At 45.3% G+C, this 19,860-nt stretch carries 17 protein-coding genes and 1 riboswitch; of the genes, 9 read left to right on the top strand and 8 right to left on the bottom strand.

Going from position 1 to position 19,860, the window contains the following annotated elements; genetic code table 11:
* Window positions 1-203: 203 nt before the first annotated feature.
* Window positions 204-1,310 carry a tyrosine recombinase XerS gene (gene xerS, locus J2Z28_RS10035; protein ID WP_211082364.1) on the bottom strand — a complete coding sequence of 369 codons (1,107 nt, stop codon included), beginning with the start codon at window positions 1,308-1,310 and terminating at the stop codon, window positions 204-206.
* A gap of 178 nt (window positions 1,311-1,488) precedes the next feature.
* Between xerS and J2Z28_RS10030 the strand changes: the two genes are divergently transcribed.
* From J2Z28_RS10030 to J2Z28_RS10015, 4 genes are all read left to right on the top strand, one after another.
* Window positions 1,489-1,977, top strand: coding sequence for a GNAT family N-acetyltransferase (locus J2Z28_RS10030; RefSeq protein ID WP_076250273.1), 489 nt, complete (start codon window positions 1,489-1,491; stop codon window positions 1,975-1,977).
* A 258-nt stretch (window positions 1,978-2,235) separates the two neighbouring features.
* Window positions 2,236-3,009 carry an SDR family NAD(P)-dependent oxidoreductase gene (locus J2Z28_RS10025; RefSeq protein ID WP_211082362.1) on the top strand — a complete coding sequence of 258 codons (774 nt, stop codon included), beginning with the start codon at window positions 2,236-2,238 and terminating at the stop codon, window positions 3,007-3,009.
* Window positions 3,010-3,143: 134 nt separating this feature from the next.
* Complete coding sequence (locus tag J2Z28_RS10020) at window positions 3,144-4,037, top strand: aldo/keto reductase (protein WP_211082360.1); 894 nt, start codon at window positions 3,144-3,146, stop codon at window positions 4,035-4,037.
* A gap of 638 nt (window positions 4,038-4,675) precedes the next feature.
* Complete coding sequence (locus tag J2Z28_RS10015) at window positions 4,676-6,022, top strand: amino acid permease (RefSeq protein ID WP_211082359.1); 1,347 nt, start codon at window positions 4,676-4,678, stop codon at window positions 6,020-6,022.
* Between the two features lie 56 nt (window positions 6,023-6,078).
* Here the strand turns inward: J2Z28_RS10015 and J2Z28_RS10010 are convergent, their stop codons facing one another.
* The 6 genes from J2Z28_RS10010 to J2Z28_RS09985 all read right to left on the bottom strand — a co-directional run bounded on the left by J2Z28_RS10010 (window position 6,079) and on the right by J2Z28_RS09985 (window position 12,113).
* Entirely contained in the window at window positions 6,079-6,840 is a 762-nt protein-coding gene (locus tag J2Z28_RS10010; RefSeq protein ID WP_211082357.1) for a YqcI/YcgG family protein, read from the bottom strand.
* An 82-nt stretch (window positions 6,841-6,922) separates the two neighbouring features.
* The gene (locus J2Z28_RS10005) at window positions 6,923-7,549 is read right to left on the bottom strand and encodes a LysE family translocator (protein WP_017688112.1); all 627 of its coding nucleotides are present in this window, start codon (window positions 7,547-7,549) and stop codon (window positions 6,923-6,925) included.
* Between the two features lie 137 nt (window positions 7,550-7,686).
* A complete protein-coding gene (locus tag J2Z28_RS10000) occupies window positions 7,687-8,295 on the bottom strand; it encodes a DUF1989 domain-containing protein (protein WP_076250280.1) in 609 nt (202 codons plus the stop codon).
* Window positions 8,296-8,430: 135 nt separating this feature from the next.
* Window positions 8,431-9,927 carry an amidase gene (locus tag J2Z28_RS09995; RefSeq protein WP_211082355.1) on the bottom strand — a complete coding sequence of 499 codons (1,497 nt, stop codon included), beginning with the start codon at window positions 9,925-9,927 and terminating at the stop codon, window positions 8,431-8,433.
* Between the two features lie 322 nt (window positions 9,928-10,249).
* Entirely contained in the window at window positions 10,250-11,230 is a 981-nt protein-coding gene (locus J2Z28_RS09990; protein ID WP_211082353.1) for a DMT family transporter, read from the bottom strand.
* A gap of 144 nt (window positions 11,231-11,374) precedes the next feature.
* A riboswitch (FMN riboswitch) is annotated at window positions 11,375-11,528 on the bottom strand.
* Window positions 11,529-11,612: 84 nt separating this feature from the next.
* On the bottom strand, window positions 11,613-12,113 hold the full coding sequence (locus J2Z28_RS09985) for a DinB family protein (protein ID WP_017688116.1): 501 nt from the start codon (window positions 12,111-12,113) through the stop codon (window positions 11,613-11,615).
* A gap of 142 nt (window positions 12,114-12,255) precedes the next feature.
* On the opposite strand from J2Z28_RS09985, the gene J2Z28_RS09980 reads away from it, so the two are divergent.
* The 5 genes from J2Z28_RS09980 (at window position 12,256) to J2Z28_RS09960 (ending at window position 18,560) form a co-directional block, all read left to right on the top strand.
* A complete protein-coding gene (locus J2Z28_RS09980) occupies window positions 12,256-12,807 on the top strand; it encodes a CGNR zinc finger domain-containing protein (RefSeq protein WP_211082351.1) in 552 nt (183 codons plus the stop codon).
* Window positions 12,808-12,927: 120 nt separating this feature from the next.
* Window positions 12,928-14,298 carry an amidohydrolase family protein gene (locus J2Z28_RS09975; protein ID WP_425325411.1) on the top strand — a complete coding sequence of 457 codons (1,371 nt, stop codon included), beginning with the start codon at window positions 12,928-12,930 and terminating at the stop codon, window positions 14,296-14,298.
* Between the two features lie 520 nt (window positions 14,299-14,818).
* A complete protein-coding gene (bcaP, locus tag J2Z28_RS09970) occupies window positions 14,819-16,255 on the top strand; it encodes a branched-chain amino acid transporter BcaP (protein ID WP_244988209.1) in 1,437 nt (478 codons plus the stop codon).
* Window positions 16,256-16,513: 258 nt separating this feature from the next.
* Window positions 16,514-17,593: a hypothetical protein gene (locus tag J2Z28_RS09965; protein WP_211082346.1), complete on the top strand. Its 1,080-nt coding sequence runs from the start codon at window positions 16,514-16,516 to the stop codon at window positions 17,591-17,593.
* 46 nt (window positions 17,594-17,639) lie between these two features.
* Window positions 17,640-18,560 (top strand): tyrosine-type recombinase/integrase, encoded by a 921-nt coding sequence (locus J2Z28_RS09960; RefSeq protein WP_091029457.1) that lies wholly within the window; start codon window positions 17,640-17,642, stop codon window positions 18,558-18,560.
* 271 nt (window positions 18,561-18,831) lie between these two features.
* Here the strand turns inward: J2Z28_RS09960 and J2Z28_RS09955 are convergent, their stop codons facing one another.
* Complete coding sequence (locus J2Z28_RS09955) at window positions 18,832-19,761, bottom strand: L-lactate dehydrogenase (RefSeq protein WP_211082344.1); 930 nt, start codon at window positions 19,759-19,761, stop codon at window positions 18,832-18,834.
* Between the last annotated feature and the right edge of the window lie 99 nt (window positions 19,762-19,860).

Raw genomic sequence — 19,860 nt, 5'->3', positions numbered from 1 at the left:
AGGATATTATGATCGCTGGATATGATTGAATGTACAGAGAGCGTGATTGATTCTTTTTTAATACAACGTAATATTTATTATGTAAACTATAATTATTTCTACTTATGCTTTTCTTCTTGAATGATGCAAAAAAACAAAAAAGCAGCAGACCTTTCTCGGATCGAAATCCTTGATGTGGCTTGCTGCTTTTTTTGTTAGAGAGGTTACATAACATCGTCTGTACGACGTTCGATGGCTTCGGACATCGTTTTGTCGGTAAGGTGAGCATAGATCTCCGTCGTTTCCGTAGAAGCGTGTCCAAGCTGCTCTTTTGTTTTGTAAATATCATTTTGCAAATAATAGTCGGTTGCAAATGAATGGCGTAATTTGTGCACGGTTAGATAAGGTTTGCCAAAGCGCTTTGCGTATTTCATAATCATGGCCTGGATCGCTCTTTTGGTCATTCGACTGCCTTCGGAATCTCCGTTACGCAAAGCAATGAACAGACCTTTCTCCCGCTTGGGCGTGCGGTAACGTGATTGCCGCAGGTTCATATAAGTTGCGAGTTCGTCCTTGGCCTGTTCCCTGAAATAAACGGGTGTTTTGTACGTCTCATCATTGTTACCTTTGCGATAGACATACAGGAGTTTGTTGTTCAGATCAAGGTCATCGACGTTCAGGTTCACAACTTCCGACACCCGTAAGCCGGAATTCAGAATCAGGCTGGCAATACAGGCGTCCCGTTCTTTGTTGATTTCATGGGAGTATAGGGCCTGCTTGTTCTTCTCCATATCGACAGCGTAACCTTCAAGAATATAGCCGATGAATTCCAGCAATTCCTCTTCCTCCAGGATTTTACCTTTGAGTTTGGCAGCGGTGTCCTTGGGTTTATGGGTACGCTTGATCTCGATTTTGGCCATAATGTTCCGCTTCAGCAAAGGATAAAAGTCTTCGTCTTCCGCAATTTGGCTCAGGTAATGAAAAAGGGAGCGAAGGGAAGAGAGTTTGCGAGAGACGGTAATTCTGGAATTGGTTCCTTCCCGTTTGGTTGTAAGAAATAACCGATAGGCGGTAACCGAATCCATGCGAAGGACTTCCAGTTCAGTCAAGGTAACTTCTTTATTAGAGCTTGCCTCGGAGAGCCCTTCTGCTCGCAACCATCCGAAGAAAGCTTCGTAATCTCTCAGATATTCGAGCAGGGTAGAGGGGGACAGGTCAGGCAGCTTGTAGTCCATGAATTGCTGAACGAACCAAGGCATGGAAGGTAGTTTGTCATCCAGCTTGCGTCGATCAATCTCTTTTTGCACGTTGGTCAAGTTCGACACCTCCATGTGAAAAACATATAAAATTAATATTCTATGAATTAGTATTCTATGCTCTAGTGTACCATAATTTACATGCTCACAGCTTGTTCACCAAAGCAGGCAGTAAGTAGGGTATGCTTCCTTGCCCTTCGGCGCGTAAACCTTTAAAGTAATTAGTATACGTAGAGCAGAGGAGGTGAACCGGATGAATATGAAAATAGAACTGGTTCCCCGGGAACGCAGTCAGGTGATTCGGCATTTAATGCAATTTTATTTATATGATTTTACCAAATACCTGAATATTGATGTGGACAGTAACGGCATTTTTCCGGAATATCCCGGTCTGGAGGCATTCTGGGCAGAAGAGGACCGCAAGTTTCCTTTTTTGATTACAAGTGATGGGGCACCTGCAGGGTTTGCTCTGGTGGAGAAATTGGAGCCTGGTAGTAAGGATAATGACTACTATTTGACTGAGTTTTTTGTGATGCAAAAATATCGGCGCAGTGGGGTGGGCACTCGGGCAGCCTATGAGCTGTTTAAACGTTTTCCAGGAAGATGGAAAGTGACCCAGGTTCGTAACAATGTTATTGCGCAGGCGTTCTGGCGAAAAATTATAGGGGATTATACCGGAGGCCGCTTTCGAGAAAAGTTCCATCCGGAGCTAGGCAATCCAAGCCAGTATTTTGTAACCTGATTCCTATCGGGGCTTCACTTACATATAAAGCATTTGCATGATTGCGATATAAGTTGAACTAATCATTTACACGATAACGGAGAGGACAGAAAAAACCTGAAAAAGCGAAGCGTTCGCCTTTATCCCCGGATTTTCCCCTTCAGAAAAGGGAATCAAAAAATCTGGGGATAACAGCGATTGGAAGGTTATTCTGTCATCGTATTGTCAGTGTAAATAATCTTTAGTTCAACTTATAAATCTGATGAAGGAGTGAGTGACATGAACGTACCCACATTCCATCTCGATGGACAGACAGCACTGGTGACAGGTGCAGGGAGAGGGATCGGAAAAGCAATTGCGATTGGACTTGCCCAGTCAGGCAGTGACGTTGTACTTGTATCCCGAACGATGAGAGAAATTGAGGAGACAGCCGCCTACATCTATGAACAAACAGGGCGTAAAGCGCTCGCTCTAACTGCGGATGTGACATCAAGAGAACAACTGGAAGAGACGTTTCGAGAGGCGATCTCGGAGATGGGAAGTCTGGATATTTTGGTGAATAACGCAGGTATGAACATCCGCACACCAGCACTCGAAGTAACGGACGAGCAGTGGGAGACCATCATGCAGACGAATCTGAAGTCGGCATTCGTCGCCTCACAGTTGGCGGGTCAGCATATGAAAGAACGTGGGACTGGGAAGATCATCAATATCTCTTCGGTAGGCGGGCACACGGCTTTGCGGACAGGGGTTGTATATGGCGCGACCAAAGCTGCGTTAATTCATATGACCAAAGTGCTCGCACTGGAATGGGGCAAGTATGGAATCCGTGTCAATTCAGTAGGGCCATGGTATTTCCGAACACCTCTGACGGAAAAGCTGCTGGATGATCCCCAGTATTTGCAGGAAATTGTAAGCCGTACACCGCTTCAGCGAGTGGGAGAACTGGAAGAAGTGGTAGGGCCGGTTGTATTTCTGGCATCAGATGCAGCGGGATACATAACGGGTCAGACGTTATTGGTTGACGGTGGAATGTCCATTTATGGTTTCTAAGTAAATGAAGTTGGTTGTAGTTTAGAAAAGTGGGTGGCATAACCAACTCATGGGTAATAACATAAGGGAAGTCGAAGTTAATCTGTATTTCTATTTATCTGTGCCCAATTCACTGAACTTGGAGGAAGATAACCATGGAAACGCGCAAGTACGGTAATACTGGCATGAACGTAAGTACACTTGGATTTGGCGGAGCGGAAATTGGCAAAAATGTATCCAAAACGGATGTAGCGACATTGCTGAATAGTGCCCTCGATGCTGGATTAAACGTGATTGACACGGCTGAATGTTACGGTGACAGCGAGGAATTAATCGGTGAGGTGCTGTCACATCGGCGTGATGACTACTATTTGTTCACCAAATGTGGACATGCTTCAGGGATCGAAGGTCCGGATTGGGATGCCAAAGTACTGGAGCAAACGATTGACCGCAGTCTGAAAAGGCTCAAAACGGAATATGTGGATGTTATCCATTTGCATAGCTGCTCCGAAGAAGTACTCCGACAAGGAGCAGTAATCGAAGTACTACAGCGTGCCAAGGAAGCAGGAAAGACCAGATTTATCGGATACAGTGGGGATACAACAGATGCGCTATATGCGATTCAGACCGGAGTATTTGACAGCCTGGAGACTTCATTAAATATCGCAGATCAGGAAGCAATTGATCTTACGTTGCCTGAGGCAAGAAAAAGAAACATGGGTGTCATCGCGAAAAGACCAATTGCCAATGCGGCCTGGACGTATGATACACTTTCGGAAGAGGCTTATGCATTTATATACTGGAAGCGCTTAAGTGAACTGAACTATGGTTTTCTGGGTGAAGATGCCCAGGCAGCGGTGGAAACAGCACTGCGTTTTACGCTAAGTACCGAAGGTATAGATACGGCTATTGTAGGAACAGCCAAGCCCAATCGCTGGCAGCAAAATGCCGACCTTGTGGCTAAAGGCGCACTTCCACAGGAATTGTATGATGAAATTAGAGCACGATGGAAAGAAATCGCCGGAGCAGATTGGACTGGTCGGACTTAAATCGGAAATATTAGCGAAGCCGCCATATGGCGGCTTTTTTTCGACAAACATAAAATATTTTCAACATATGAAAAATTCAGAATAGAATTCGGAACAGAGGCTGTGAAAAATACTAGAGAATAATATTAGAGACTAATGCCTATACGTCAGCCCAGTCCGAAACGGGTGAAAAAGGATGAAAGAGGAAAAATCCCAGGAAGTAGCCCTTCTTATAAACAACTAAATTTATAAAAAAACGATAAAGCTATTGAGATAATACAAAAAATAGGCAGTCTGCGTTCGAGATAATAGAAATAACGACTTAATTTATAAAATTTCAACATATGAAAAATTCACAATAGAAAGATCATTTTCTCACCTTAGTTACTATCTCTCATACAGCCACATTGACGCACCACCAAGTTTAAAAGGAAAACCATTCTAAGCGATTGAAGTCAACCACTTTTTTTGCGAATTTAAATCAAATTGAAAATATATCTTTATGAATGATGCCTAAAAGCATGCAGCTTAAATTCATCATGAGAATGATTTTAACATATTAATTATTATGTAAACCAATAACAATTCTTTTGGCAATACAGACATAAAACCTCCATGACCTGTAAATCGTAAGGGGATAAGGCAGAAGGAGGAGCTTCATGAAAAGTCAGCAACACCGTAAAAACGACGACGAAAAATTAAGTTGGGTCAGCCTATCCTTGTTTGGCGCGGGTTGCACACTGGGAACGGGATTTTTTCTAGGAACCAGTCTGGCGATTCATTGGGCCGGAATATCTGTACTTATATTGTTGGTGCTGGCGGCGGCAGGTACTTACTTTGTATTTGGTGCGCTGGCACAGATGACGGCAGATGATCCAAAGGAAGGCGCTTTTCGAACGTATGCGGGCGAAGCATTCGGACCTTGGGCTGGTTTTGGTAGTGGATGGATGTACTGGTTTTCTGAAATGCTCATCATGGGTAGCTCATTAACGGCACTTGGGCTGTTTTCTCAATTCTGGTTTCCCAAGTTTCCGCTTTGGGCATTTGTTGCGATCTATGCCGCTATAGGTCTGTTTATTGCTGCACTGGGAGCGAAGGGATTAACCAAAACGGAGAATATTCTTGCTGTAATCAAACTTGCTGCAGCGGTTGCATTTATAGCTATAGCAGGAGCGGCTTGTCTGGGTTGGTTACCTGTAAAAGTAACACCAGAGCAACTGAAGAATGAATGGTTCCCGCATGGAGGTAAAGGCGTATGGACCGGTTTCATCTATGCATTTTTTGCTTTTGCCGGGATCGAGGTTATGGGTTTGATGGCAGCTAACCTGAAAGAACCAAAAGATGCAGTGAAATCAGGTCGAGTAATGTTATTATCGGTGAGTACACTCTATGTGATTGCAATTGCTTTGATCCTGTTGCTTGTGCCTTCCGCTCAGTTAACTCCAGATGAAAGTCCGCTTGTCAAGGCCATGTCAACCATTGGATTCACCGTTGTGGTCCACATTCTCAACGGAGTTCTGATTATTGCCGGATTCTCAACGATGGTGGCTTCGATATATGCAATTACGTCCATGTTGGTGAAACTCGCAGAAGATGGAGATGCACCAAAGCTGTTCACGAAGACCTGGGGAAAAAAGGACATACCACTTCAGGCGTTGTGTTGCACAGCGGCTGGATTAGTCCTGTCTACGTTGATGGCATTATGGATGCCCAAGCGTTTGTTTGAATATGTGACGACAGCAGGTAGTCTGGTATTAATGTATACATGGCTGCTCATATGCATCACGTACATTAAAAAAATGAAGCCTGTGAAGTGGAATCGCATCAAAGTGTGGATTGCCATAGTATTAATTGTGGCTGCTGTGGCAGGGACAGCGATGGAAAAAGCCAGCAGAACGGGTCTGCTGGCAAGTGTGGGACTTGTGGTGTTCCTTGGGATCATCACGTATGTTGTTCATAAGGTACGTGGCTCGAAACCACCACAGTCAGCTCCATCCAAACCCTAAGCAACTCTCAGCAACTCTTGTGGAGGTCGTATAACGGATTAATGAGTGCTTTAAGATTATCTCGTCAACTTGCCTAAGGCTTGCTTCATCCGCATGAATGGACATTTGGAAGGTGTCTGCTCATCATCAGGCAGGAAATACTGTTTCCATTCCAGATTATCCTGCTGACCATACCACATCAGCGAAGGGTGAGCAGGAACAGCATCATAGGCAGCGAGACGTTTGCGAATTAAGGTTTTCATTTTACGGCCAAGAGGGGTGTTGTCATTAATGGATTCGAATACCCACCGTGGTTGAAAAGCAAACATGAGATAAGGAAAATGCCGGCTGGCTCGGAGTTCATGTGCAGGAGTTGCACAGAAACAAAAGTAAGGCTCTCCCCCAAAGCAAAACTCCCATGATGAATCATGAGGATCGGTTGAAATATGTTCCGGCCACGGCTCGGTATCGTGTGAACTTACCCGATTAAGCATTTGCCAGAATAACGTCTGATATTGCTCTACCGTTGTATGATCTTTCAGATCACTTGGCGTCTCACAGATCACAACAATGGAAGCGTAATGACCAGTGTCTCTGGAGACAGGACCGTATTGTCTAAGCAGATCGGCCATATCTTCGGCAGCATTTTCAGATCGGGGGTCACACGTAAAGCCGTACCTCAAATGTCCTGACAGAAATCCCATTCGTCCAGGTACACATGGATACGTATTATCTTCGTCGGCGATCATTTTACCAAATTGCGAATAAGCGTCCTGCTGCCAAGATGGAAGACGCTCAAACAAGGTGTTTATTTCGTCGGCACTATACAGCTCCGCCATTGATTCCCAACTCCATTCCACATGATACCGTTACAGTATTAATGTGGGGGAAGTTGGGTGACTGTCCAGTCTGATTTTGTTGTCAGAAAAAAATGGAACGTACAGCTTCATACCCAAAATACAAACCAAATCCGATCAGGCAGATTCCCGATATGATGGAGATCCAGCGTAATACATTTTCACTGCTATGTTTGTGGAATCGACTGGCCATTCCAGCCATAATGACATCCCACACCAGGATACCAATGAATATGCCTGAACTGTAGAGCAGTAAATGAGCCGTGTCCGTATGCTTCACAGTTGTCGCCAGAATAGAGCCATAGATCCCCAGCCAAAATAAAATATTCAGTGGATTGGACAGGGCCATCAAAAATCCGGATATAAACGATTTTCGAACAGTCGCTTCCGCAGTAGATGTACCTTGAATGCCTTGCTTTAGCTTCGAGAGCGTTTCCACTCCCGTGTAAATCAGAATAAAACTGCCAAATGACCAGAGAAAAGAGCGCATGAACGGCGTGTCCAGAAAATGGGCAACTCCAAAATAAATCAGCAGCATATACACCAAGTCTGCAAACATAGCTCCGAGTCCTAGAATCCAGGCATGCATGAATCCATGTCGGGCTCCACGGTCGAGTTGAGCGGCGTTAATCGGACCGATTGGAGCGGACAATGATATTCCCAGAATAATATAACTGAACAGTACAGACATAAACACGTTCACTCCTTAACGGGTTCGATGAATTGTACCAGTAGTCACACAAAATGGGTACAAGTCATCGTATTCCCGCAAGGAGTGAATTAGAACAACTACTTTTAATCATATCGCCTTATGGCCTTGTTATTCTGTTATAGTTCCACATCCAATTGAATTGGGGTGCAGTTGTATCCGTTGCATGAGCTTTCTTCACAAGGACAGGCGGAGAGCCCAATCGTGAGATCCATTAATGCCTCCATCTCGATATAATCACCTGCACGAGAGTCGGGAGCTACAACATCAATCTTGCCTTCACTGTCTACAACGGACTTCATAAACAAGTTAAACGGATAGTGTTGATCGGGTGGTAGAATCCCGAAGGGTTCCAGTGCCGTGTTCAGATTGTGATAACAACTCGCGTGATCCTTTTTGTCGTATAACACCTCATACATCTCGGGACGACAAGCGGAGTTGAAGAAATCATGTACCCCAACGGTGTCACGAACAATCTTGAGTAAGGGTTGGTATTGATTGGAATACACAAACTGTCCTGGTTTAATTCGGTAAGTACGCAATACGTCCATCGTCACGCCGGGGTCCAAGCGATGGTTAGCATCTGTAGCATCGTATGCCACAAAATCAATGACTTGCTGTCCCTCCAGATCCGTTATGCGTAGTAAAGAACCCTTGCTTACTTTCAAGGCATATCCCGTTTTGGCAGGGATACGATAAGACTGTTTATGGCGCTGATTCGTATTCATCCGTCACATTCCTCCGCTACTTTTTGTTTTCAGTATGCGGAGCAGATGAAGCTTTCATGCACTGTTATGGTGACGTACTCTACTCAGGCAAGAACATACAATGGTGAATTTTAAAAAGTACCAAATTATACGCCTTTATGCTGGGAATAGTGGATTGCCTCTCATCCCGATCCAGAGGTCTGATTGTTCAAGCTGTCCAGCCAGATGTAATAACCAATCTTCACGTCCCTTGGTTGCCATCACTTGAACGCCCATTGGTAAACCTTCAGGTGTCATATGCAGAGGTACACTTATCGCAGGCTGGCCTGTCAGATTTGCAAGCTGGGTGAACGGTGTATACGTAAGACTTGGCTCAAACATTTCATAGATGAGTTGCTGCTGCTGGGTCTTGTCCAATTCACTAATTCGCATCAGATTACGGATCTGTTCGTCATGAGGTGTTAATTCACCAATCTTAGGCGCTGGAAAAGCATTAACAGGTGTGACGTAGAAATCATAACGCTCAAACAAGGTGGACATCTGAGCTGCAGCTACATCCCATTCAGCTAAACTATGTACAAATTCCGCAGCGGACACCTTTTTGCCTGCTTCAGCCAGAACCCAAGATTCAATCTCCATATCATCGGAGGTCAGAGCCCGGCCCATGGATCGTTCCATGGAAGAGATCATCGCAGCCATCTCACCACTGTTCATCATGTAATAGTTCTCCATCAACCGAACTCCATTGACGGGACTCAGTTTTTCTTCAACATGATGACCTTGATCTTCCAACCAGCGAACGAGCTTGTATACAGACTCTTTGGCTTCTGCGCTGACAGGTGTTCCCACGGGTGAATCCGTTGTGTATGCAATTTTCAGTTTGCGTTGATGTGGATAGCTCATATCAGCCAAGTAACTGCCTGGAAAGAGTGGAGCATGGAACGCAGCTTCGGGCTGAATGACTTGTAACGTATCAAGCAATGCAGCACTGTCCCGAACCGAGCGAGAGAGGGCAAAATCAATCGATGCGCCTTGCCATTGACGACCAACTCCCGGTCCTACAGGTGTGCGTCCGCGGGTTGGCTTTAATCCAAACAATCCGCTAAAAGAAGCCGGAATACGAATCGAACCTCCTCCGTCACTGGCTCCGGCAAGAGGAACAATACCCGAAGCTACAGCGGCAGCGGCACCACCACTTGAACCACCTGGGGAGTGGTTGATATTCCATGGATTGCGAGTTGGACCATGAAGACGGGGTTCGGTAATATTTTTTAAACCAAATTCAGGCGTATTGGTATGTCCTATGAAGATAAAGCCTGCATCACGCAGTCGAGTAACAAAATTGGAATTGCGTAATGCACGATGCTCGCTGAACAAACGGGAGCCTGAAGTCAGAAATTCACCTTCCAAGGATTGCGAAATATCTTTCAAGAGCAGGGGCACACCGGCAAAAGGTTGTTCTCCAGGGCGAACCAAACCGGCTTCCTCTCGTGCGCGAGATTCATATGTACGAATAACCGCATTAAGTTGCGGATTCACTTCTTCAAGGCGTGCAAACGCCGCTTCAAGCATTTTAACCGGGGATACTTCCCGGGATCGGATCAGTTCAGCCAAACCTACGGCGTCGTAGGAGGTATATGAGAATGAAGACATTATGATCGTTCCTCTCTGAATATAATTCATCTGTTTATTCCATATGTCATCGTACCACCGGATTAGATAAAAGACAAAACATAGAAGAATCGTAGTGCGATGATATGCATACTCGTTATGAGGTTGGAGGGAAAAGAGGGGGGATTTGCATTTGCGATATAGAAATAAAGCACAGGGTTAATAGCTCATATTGCTAATTGAGAAAATGAACGAGTAATATCGAGTCATGGAAATAAAAAACCACTGCTCATCTAATTTGATGTGCAATGGTTTTATTTTATATTTGACTATTTGTTTATATGTGAACCTCAGATATATCCACTTACTCTGTACGCAGCTTCGGTGCCGCATCGGCGGCAGTTGATGATCGTTCCTGCTGTCTGGAAATGGCGAAGAGGGCCACCCAGATCAGGATAAAACCAAGCAGTTGCTCCCATGTAATCAGTGTACGGAAAGCAATCCAGTTCACCAACACACCCGCCATCGGGAAGCTAAGCTCCGCGAGAGTTGCAACAGATGCTTTGGTTGACGACAGACCTTTGTAATACAACAGAAGACTGAGCAAACCAGGTAACAATGCCTGACCGAGAATGTTGAGGATGACAGCAGTCTGTTCACCCGTTCCGGACGGAAACGTCCATGCCGCACCTTCGTTCCACGTCATAAAGATCAGCAGCGGGAGAGCAACGACAAAGCGAAGGGAGGTGACCGTTTCATAACGCGCCTGCCCCAGCATTAATCGGCCCATAACGGTTGAACCTCCCCATAAGGCAGCAGCCCCAAGGGATAACAAGCTTCCAGCATGAATCCAGTTGTCCCAGTTACCTAATGGCAATGTGAAGCCAAATGTAAGCAGGTACGTTCCTGCTAATGCAATGAAGAACAATCCACCGAAGCGACGAGGCAACGTTTCTTTTAATAACAGTTTAGCCAGCACGATAGCGAAGAGTGGTTGCATTTTTTGCAATAAAAGCACCGTATTCGGATCGTTATGTGTTAGTGCCATGGTGAACAATACCGTTGCAAGTGCGGATCCTCCCCATGAGATAAAAATCACGGCAATCCAGTGGCGAGCACGCAGGTTTTTCAGGTCAGACCGGAATTTCCACAGCACGGGAATGGCAATAAGACTGACGATGATGTGTTCCACAAGTACAATCTGTATGGATGTCATCGTATTTAGCAAAATAATGCGGAAGAGTGGGTCGACACCCCATAAGGCGGCGCCGAGAACTACAAGCCAGAATCCGGTATTACTTCGTTCCTTGCGGTAAACAGGTGATGCTGCTGATGTCTTTTCCATATTCAGGACTCCTTCGTCAGAACACGGAATCTTCAGTTGGCAAAATCGACAAAAGCCCCCGTTTTGGTATATACCAAATAAACGGGGGCTCATCCAAGGACATGCGTCAGGAAAGAGGCCTTCCCGTGAACGGCATGTCAATGTGTTGATCTTCTCTCATCCGGACTGTACCGTCGGCCTTGGATTCACACCAAGTCAGTCGCTGAATGTCCTTCGTTAAGAACAATTAGCGAGTCGCGGGCTGGTTCCGAAGAACATCACCGCCGGTTGGGAATTGCACCCTACCCCGAAGATCCTATTCAATTATATAGTGTGTTGAACAAGCTGTAACATTAATAAGTTCATCTTATTCCTGTAAGCGCTAGCAGTTCAAGCATTTTTTTCAGAAAACGATTTTCCAGCTTCCTTGCTGTCTGCGAAGGAGCACGATCTGACCTGCGTGATAGGCATCATGGAGTACCCAGCGAGCTAGTTCGTGTGCCCATTTCTCTTCGGAGTCCATATATGCGGCTTCAAGATCTGACTCTTGTAGTGCAGCCAATTGATCTCGCAACTGTTGGGCTAATCGAGTTGTACCCTGTAACAGTGTATTCCATCCGGCTGCGTCCGTTGCATCTCCAGGATTCCCAAACGTGTATTCATTGGAGTCTACAGCAGGAAGGGTAGGCTCCTTACCTTGCATGCGACATAATAAGCGATGGTTGTAATAATACATATGGTTAACCAACTGCCAGATGCTTAATCCCCCTGAGGGTGGAATCCAGGCTGCTTGTTCTGCTGTAAGACCCTCCAAAGATTTCGACAAAGGTACAATCCAATTACATTGATCCCAGGTGTCATCCTTTTGAATAAGTAACACATCTAGTGCTGTTGTTTTCGTCATTGCCTTTTCCTCCTTGCGTATAATTGTGATTTGTGATGTAACTAGCTAAAATTGATTAATGAGGTTACACTTAATATAACACATCAAAGATGAGTTGTAACCTTCTTTATTTAATTAGATAGTTACATGAACGGGGGTATATATGGACAAGTTATGGACCGATTTTGTAAACAGCGATTATCACGACTGGCGTGGGGGAGATCGATCGGAGGACAGGCTTGGGAAGGCGAGCTGGCAGCAAGATTTTCTGGAGCGATGGCACCTTAACGCTTCTGTCCCTGCATCTCCAAAAGATGAGTTGTCGATGAGAAACTTCAGGAATGAATTGTTGGCTCTTGGAGCCCGCGTGTCTTCAGGAGCATCATTAACGGATGTAGAAAAACAATGGTTGAACGACGTTATGGAAGCAGGGCATGTGAGAAGAACATTGAATACAATTGATCAGGAACTGAAACTCCAACTGGTAGCTGTGGAAGCTCATTGGCATCAGGTTATGGCTGAGGTAGCTGCTGATTTTGCTTTGACTTTGGTGGAGGGAGAAGGGGGCAGGATTCGGATCTGTGATAATTTGGATTGTCGCTGGATGTTCTATGATGATACCCGAAGCAGAACACAGAAGTACTGTGATGATAAGATGTGTGGCAATCTGATGAAGGTTAGAAGATTTCGGGCAAAACGCAAATTCCAAAATTGATAAATACTAACAATAACTATATAATGTATATATACTAGCGAAAAAATAGTCAGAAGCAGTACAGATTCGTAAGCAGGATGTGATCGTCTTTCAAACCAAAATAGATGGGAGATGTTTCTTGTGCGGACAAGTTATCTGTTGAAAAATGGCTGTGTGTTGTCGATGGATGCTAAAATTGGACAGTATAAGAGGGCGGACGTTCTGATTCAGGATTCACTGATTATGGCGATCCAGCCCGACCTGGATATTCCGGATGCGGAGGTCATTGATGCTTCATCGATGATTATTATGCCTGGGCTGGTGGACACGCATCGGCATATGTGGGAATCACTTGTCAAAACAGCGGGAACCAACTGGTCGTTACCAGTTTATTTGCAAAATCTCTATTATGGTGCGATGGGAAGCAAGCTCCGCCCACAAGATAGTTATATTGCCAACCTGCTCGGTTCCTTGGAAGCGCTTAACGCAGGAGTGACGACAGTAATGGATTGGAGCATGCCGTATTCCCCTGACCATACGGATGAACTGATTCGTGGACTTCAGGATGCTGGCATTCGGGCGGTATTTGCTCACGGAGTACCTGGTGAGACGGACTACTGGAATCGGGATAGTCAACTCACGTATTCGAATAATGATGTGAGAAGAGTCAAAGAACGTTATTTTTCATCACGGGATCAATTACTTACTTATGGGCTGGCCATTCGTGGTCCGGAGTTCAGTCATTGGGATACAACCGTGAAAGAGATCGAACTAGCACAGGAGCTGGATGCCATCTGTTCCATGCATGCCGGATTTGGCAGTTGGGGATCTGTGGATCGGTCTATTAGTCACTTGTACGAAGCGGGACTGTTAAGTCCACGGGTGAATATTGTTCATGGTAACACCATGGGCATGGATGAATACAAAATGCTGGCAGATAGCGGCGCTTCCTTGTCGGTCACACCTGAGGTTGAAATGATGATGGGTCATGGATATCCGGCCACCGGCTATTTTCTTGAACACGGGGGAACCCCTACACTTGGTGTAGATGTGGTGACGTCCACAGGCGGAGATATGTTCTCGCAGATGAAGTTTGCACTTCAAGCTGAACGATCCAGAGCCAATGAACAACTTTTGCAGCAGGGTGAGATGCCTGGTGAGTTGAACTTGCAGTCCAGCCAAGTGCTGAGATTTGCAACTTCAGCTGGTGCCCAAGCATTGGGATTAGAACAGAAGGTCGGTACGTTGACCCCAGGGAAAGAAGCGGATCTGATCATGATTCGTACCACCGATCTGAATATGTTCCCCGTTCATGATCCAATCGGCGCTGTTGTGCAATTTGCCAATCCATCCAATGTGGATACGGTCTTTGTGGCAGGTAGACTCGTGAAGCGAGAGGGTAAGCTGTTGAATATTGATTTAGATGCGATTCGTCATGCGGCGATGCAGAGCAAAGATTATTTATTATCCCAATACCGGATGTCAGATGCAGAGAGAATTGCGTTCTCATAATTTACTTTTTCATAAAAACTTGAAATGAAGTCAGTTCGTATTTTTATATACACCTCTACCTATAGTTAGAAATAAAGGGCCGCATAATGATATGCGGCTCTTTTACATGCCTTCATATCGTGGAATTAGACAGGATAAGGTAGGAAGGGACAGCGGAAAAAGACGAAAAGAGCTCTCTTTTTCTTAACTTCAGATAACAAGGAACTAAAGATGTTTTTCGCGGAAAATTAGGCTCATAAAAACTGCGCATAATATAAATTATACGCAGTTTTGTTTTAAATCGATTTTCATATTCAACCACGTGCAACAGATCATGATAAATTTCGCGGAAAAAGAACAAAATAAGTGATCTACAAAAATAAATTTAACCAAGCAACGCGATAACGTGTAGAATTCGATAGGTTTTTATAGGTGATCGATAAGATAGAACAAACGACTTTTTCATAGAACAGATGGGAAGCTATCCAATCGCTGCTACATCCATAGCACATTCAAGATTCATGACGAGAGGAACATGACTATGCGTGAGAACAAACAACGATCTTCATTATTTCGTAAAAAACCAATTGCCTCCGGGGGCGATAACAGCAGTGCATTGAAACGAGCGCTTGGTCCGTTGGACTTAACCACACTTGGCGTAGGAGCTATTATTGGTACCGGGATTTTTGTGCTGACTGGTGTAGCAGCCGCAACGTATGCAGGACCGGGACTTGTATTATCATTTTTGCTGGCAGGTATCATATGTGCATTCGCAGCATTGTGTTACTCGGAATTTGCATCAAGCATACCGGCATCGGGTAGTGCGTACACGTATAGTTATACGGCTTTTGGCGAAGTCATTGCCTGGATTCTGGGATGGGATTTGATATTAGAGTATGGATTCGCGAGTGCGGCGGTAGCCAGTGGATGGTCTGGATACTTTCAAACGTTATTATCTGGATTTGGATTGGAGTTACCCCATGCGCTGACGAGTGCGTTCAGCCCGGAAAAGGGAACCTATTTTGACATCACGGCGGCGGTCATTACCTTAATCATTACTTTCCTGCTTACCCGAGGGGTGAAGGAGGCGGCTCGTGCGAATGGCATCATGGTAGCGATTAAAATTATCGTCGTGCTGATCTTCATTGGTGTAGGAGTTTTCTATGTAGAGCCAACCAACTGGCAGCCATTTTTGCCTTTTGGTATCTCAGGTGTAACAGCTGGAGCAGCTACGGTATTTTTTGCCTACATCGGATTTGATGCGGTCTCCACAGCGGCAGAAGAAGTTAAGCAGCCACAACGGGATTTGCCGATTGGAATTATTGCGTCACTGGCAATCTGTACCGTTCTCTACATTGTTGTATCATTGATCCTCACAGGGATTGTGCCTTATAACATGTTGAATGTAAGTGATCCAGTTGCGTTTGCATTTGAATTTGTTGAATTGAAGGGATTGTCCTGGATTGTATCTCTTGGAGCGATTGCCGGCATTACGACCGTATTGCTGGTCATGATGTATGGTCAGACACGTTTGCTCTATTCCATGTCTCGTGACGGACTGCTGTCTCCGGTCTTCTCCAAAGTTAGTGGCAAGAGTCAGACACCAGCCGTAGGAACATGGGTTGCGGGCATTATCGTGGCTCTGTTCTCCGGGTTTATCTCGTTGGGACACTTGGCGGAGCTTACGAACATCGGAACGTTATTTGCTTTTGCAGTTGTAAGTCTGGGCATTATTGTGTTGCGTAAAAACAACCCTGATCTCAAACGAGGCTTCCGCGTTCCACTTGTGCCACTGATTCCGATTTTGAGTGCCCTGGGTTGTGCATACTTGATGACACGCCTTGCGGCTCTGACATGGATTACGTTTTTTGCTTGGTTGATCATCGGATTGATTATCTACTTTGCGTATGGACGCCATTATAGTCATCTGAATCCGGCACGCCGGATCTCCAGTGCTTTCAGATTGAAGGATAAGTAGACAAGCTAAGAACAACTTCAACCGTGAACATCTTCAATTTTCCTCATTTCGTGTCGCCTTGGCGAAGCGGGATGGGGAATTTTCTTATAAAAAGATAAAGGGTGATAACAGCAGAAGAAGGTTGGAATTTTCTTCATATATGGGTAAGTAATAAGGGGCATGAAGAACTTAATCACGGGGTCGGGGTTGCGGCTAATCCAAATATGAAATATATTTGGGGATGTGATATGCCATCAGACATAAGAGAGGGGATGTATCATGAACACACCATTACATACGAATTCAGATCATCAAAATGCAGCTTTTGGATTTGCACTAGCTGACTCATCCGTACTTGCAGAGGCGCAATTAATTGTTTCACAATTAGAGGATTCACAAACCTTACAGTTGGATATTGATCCGCAGCGCCTTCTGAAGGATGGACGTAAAGTATCTGTCATTTCACAACAGTTGGACTCACCGGTCAATCGTCAGGATGCTAATATCATCTATGGTCAAGAGCTAGCATACGTGCAGTATGCTGTTAACCTGAAACCGGATAGCTCGATCTCCATTGCTTCTATTGAAGGCGTTGAACAGTCTGTTAATCTTGGTTGGGCAGCATTTACAGAGGGGGAATACGAACTTCGAATCTCCCTGCATATGAAAACACCTCGTATTGCTGAAGACGCGCTCGAACCTGAACAACTTGCAATGGTTAAGTATGCGCAGGTGATTACCGTATATATATCGCTTTTCCCGGCAGAAGCAGCGTCGTTGAGTTCACCATCTCAAGCTGTGTGGAGCAGAAACCATCATGTGTTTGACTCCTATGGCAGAGGGGGATTCATTCTCGCTGACCTGCCTCGACTCGCTGAACGTGTAGAGGAACTGATCGGACCGGGTAACCATAATCTTATTGAACAATTTGCGGAAGGGGATCTGTCGAATACTTTGCTGGAAGAGGGGCTGATGGCGATTGCCTGGGGCGTGACTCCGTGGTGTTATTCACTCTATTCTGCACCAGATGAGCAGTCTGCTCGAATGCTTGCCTTGGACAAGCTGGGCGATGAACCTGAACGGCAAGGGATTTACCGTATTGATCCGTCCATTCAACAATTAAGTATCGTACCTGCGAATGAGCTAGCTTACTGGCCTGCCTGTGTGCAGAACGATTGGCCTGTTATTGATGTGGCGGGCGAAGGCGAGACGTTGCATATGGATCTTTATACTCAGATCTGTGAATCCGTGAATGGGCTGCACGAGAATCCATTGCCATCGTTTGTACTTACCCGTAGTCAGGGCAAGCCCGAAGCGATCATCCCGCTGATTGACGTTGTCATTGTGGATGAAGCATAGGAGCACTGTTCAACTTATAAAGACCGAATTGAGGTGACGTAGACAGATGATGACCGAGGAGATTCAGGAGCAATATGCGGACGAGCTTGAAGCTTTTCACATATGGATGAAGGATGCTGGATATACAGGCCATACGGTAAAATCATACACCGGTGACGTGGTGGAATTCCTGGTCTCCATTCAAGGGAAGTCACTGGAGCAGGTCAAAAAGCTGCATGTGTTGTCTTTTCTGTCCCGCGCGCGGGAGCGTGGGGTTAGTGATGCCACGAGAAATCGCAAACATGCGGCGGTGAACTGTTTTTACAAGTCCCTCATTGAACTCGAATTGTTAACGAATAATCCGGCGTTTGGGATCAAAAAATCCAAAACCGAGAAAAACCGTGCGCCCGTTTTCCTTGATGAAAGTGGGCTGACACGTTTCCTGGAGTCGGTAGAAGGCAAGTATCGCACACGTAATCTGGCTGTTTTTCTACTGATGGGATATATGGGATTACGGGTTGGAGAAGTACATGCGTTGGATTGCAAAGACTATAATGCGGAGCGGCGTACATTGGATGTATTTGGTAAAGGCCGTAAATGGCGCTCGCTTCCTGTACCGGAGACTGTGGCAAAAGTATTATCTCAAGCGATGGCTGAGCGTCTCGATCCTTGGCGGCCAAAAGAGGAGGCGTTATTTGTCTCCCAGAAAGGGAAGAGACTATCGATTCGCAGCATCCAGCTCATATCTACAGAAACCTTTGAACGTTTCCAGCAGGAATCACCAGCGAATCAACGTCAAAACTACTCCAGTCATAAGCTGCGTCACTCTTTCGCGACCATGATGTTACGGCGTGGAGCCGACTTGCGTACGGTTCAGGAACTGCTTGGTCACGCGTCGATTCAAACAACAACCGTGTACACTCACGTAACCAGCCGGGAGAAAGAAGAGGCTATGGCTCTGCTGGACGTTAAACTTCCGTCATATTAGAAGTGAAAAGCCAATATTTAATCCAAAAAGGAGTCTGTCCAAGTGACAGGCTTTTTTGGTATTGATTTGAAGGTAGAATTTATGACATAATTAATATTATGTAAACTAATATCTGGTATCTAAATAGTTATATAAATAGAAGTCAAACCAAAGAACCATTCGCTTCTTCTCTCTGGAAGAAACAAATGGTCCTTTTGGCTGGCACTGATATCTTAATTCACAACGTTTAACATCCTAAATCGTTCACGACATGAATGACTGCGTGGCTAGATTATTCCAATCCAGCAATCTGTTCTTTTAATTTGTTAGCAGAAGCCTGGAAAGCTACTTTCTCGGTTTCATTCAGCGGAAGAGGCAGAATTTCGCGCACACCGTTGCGATCGACAACACATGGAACGCCCAGATAGACATCCGATACGCCATTGTAATCTTCGAGGAACGTGGATACGTTCAGAACGGAGCCTTCGTTGCCCAGAATTGCAGCTACAATGCGGTCCAGAGCAAGAGCGATTGCATAGGAAGTCGCGCCTTTGGCATTAATAATCTCATACGCTGCATTTTTGGTGCGGTCGAAGATATCCTGTTGTGTTTCTTCATCCAGTTCCAGATCTGTTCCTGCAACGTTAGCCAGGCTCCATACCGGTACTTCGGAATCACCATGCTCACCAATAATGTGGGCGTGAATACTACGTGGGTCGATTCCTTTGTTCTTACCAATCAGGTAACGGAAACGTGCGCTATCGAGCAATGTGCCTGAACCGATGACACGGGAAGCAGGCCATCCGCTTTGTTTCCACGAAGTATAGGACAGAATATCTACAGGATTGGTTGCAATCAGCAAAATACCATGAGAGTTCACTTCAGTAATACGCTCAATAATATCTTTGAAAATGCTTGCATTTTTCTTCAGCAGATCAATCCGGGTCTCGCCTGGTTTCTGGGAAGCGCCGGCTGTAATAATAATGATATCTGCATCTTTGCAGTCGGAGTAATCGCCAGCCCATACTTTCACGCCACCCGTAAACGGAAGACCGTGGTTCATATCCAGCATTTCGCCGGTTGCTTTATCATGATTCACATCCACAAATACCAACTCGGACGAACGCTGCCTCAACATTAGCGTGTATCCCGTTGTTGTTCCCACCGCACCCATGCCTACAATCACGACACGACTTGGTTTCAATGCTACACTGTTTGTCATGTTCATATCCACTCCCTTGGGGTTATACTCCCATCCATATTAAGGGATTGAAGAATATAAAGCGAGTGTTGTCTATAAAATAGTTCACATTTCATGTCT

Source organism: Paenibacillus xylanexedens (assembly GCF_017874615.1).
Lineage (GTDB): Bacteria > Bacillota > Bacilli > Paenibacillales > Paenibacillaceae > Paenibacillus > Paenibacillus xylanexedens.
This window is presented reverse-complemented; position numbering and strand designations above follow the sequence as displayed.

What these genes read in the sequence shown, in the direction of transcription:
- xerS (WP_211082364.1), bottom strand. Translation starts at nt 1,310, where the DNA reads ATGGAGGTGTCGAACTTGACCAACGTGCAAAAAGAGATTGATCGACGC.
- J2Z28_RS10030 (WP_076250273.1), top strand. Translation starts at nt 1,489, where the DNA reads ATGAATATGAAAATAGAACTGGTTCCCCGGGAACGCAGTCAGGTGATT.
- J2Z28_RS10025 (WP_211082362.1), top strand. Translation starts at nt 2,236, where the DNA reads ATGAACGTACCCACATTCCATCTCGATGGACAGACAGCACTGGTGACA.
- J2Z28_RS10020 (WP_211082360.1), top strand. Translation starts at nt 3,144, where the DNA reads ATGGAAACGCGCAAGTACGGTAATACTGGCATGAACGTAAGTACACTT.
- J2Z28_RS10015 (WP_211082359.1), top strand. Translation starts at nt 4,676, where the DNA reads ATGAAAAGTCAGCAACACCGTAAAAACGACGACGAAAAATTAAGTTGG.
- J2Z28_RS10010 (WP_211082357.1), bottom strand. Translation starts at nt 6,840, where the DNA reads ATGGCGGAGCTGTATAGTGCCGACGAAATAAACACCTTGTTTGAGCGT.
- J2Z28_RS10005 (WP_017688112.1), bottom strand. Translation starts at nt 7,549, where the DNA reads ATGTCTGTACTGTTCAGTTATATTATTCTGGGAATATCATTGTCCGCT.
- J2Z28_RS10000 (WP_076250280.1), bottom strand. Translation starts at nt 8,295, where the DNA reads ATGAATACGAATCAGCGCCATAAACAGTCTTATCGTATCCCTGCCAAA.
- J2Z28_RS09995 (WP_211082355.1), bottom strand. Translation starts at nt 9,927, where the DNA reads ATGTCTTCATTCTCATATACCTCCTACGACGCCGTAGGTTTGGCTGAA.
- J2Z28_RS09990 (WP_211082353.1), bottom strand. Translation starts at nt 11,230, where the DNA reads ATGGAAAAGACATCAGCAGCATCACCTGTTTACCGCAAGGAACGAAGT.
- J2Z28_RS09985 (WP_017688116.1), bottom strand. Translation starts at nt 12,113, where the DNA reads ATGACGAAAACAACAGCACTAGATGTGTTACTTATTCAAAAGGATGAC.
- J2Z28_RS09980 (WP_211082351.1), top strand. Translation starts at nt 12,256, where the DNA reads ATGGACAAGTTATGGACCGATTTTGTAAACAGCGATTATCACGACTGG.
- bcaP (WP_244988209.1), top strand. Translation starts at nt 14,819, where the DNA reads ATGCGTGAGAACAAACAACGATCTTCATTATTTCGTAAAAAACCAATT.
- J2Z28_RS09965 (WP_211082346.1), top strand. Translation starts at nt 16,514, where the DNA reads ATGAACACACCATTACATACGAATTCAGATCATCAAAATGCAGCTTTT.
- J2Z28_RS09960 (WP_091029457.1), top strand. Translation starts at nt 17,640, where the DNA reads ATGATGACCGAGGAGATTCAGGAGCAATATGCGGACGAGCTTGAAGCT.
- J2Z28_RS09955 (WP_211082344.1), bottom strand. Translation starts at nt 19,761, where the DNA reads ATGACAAACAGTGTAGCATTGAAACCAAGTCGTGTCGTGATTGTAGGC.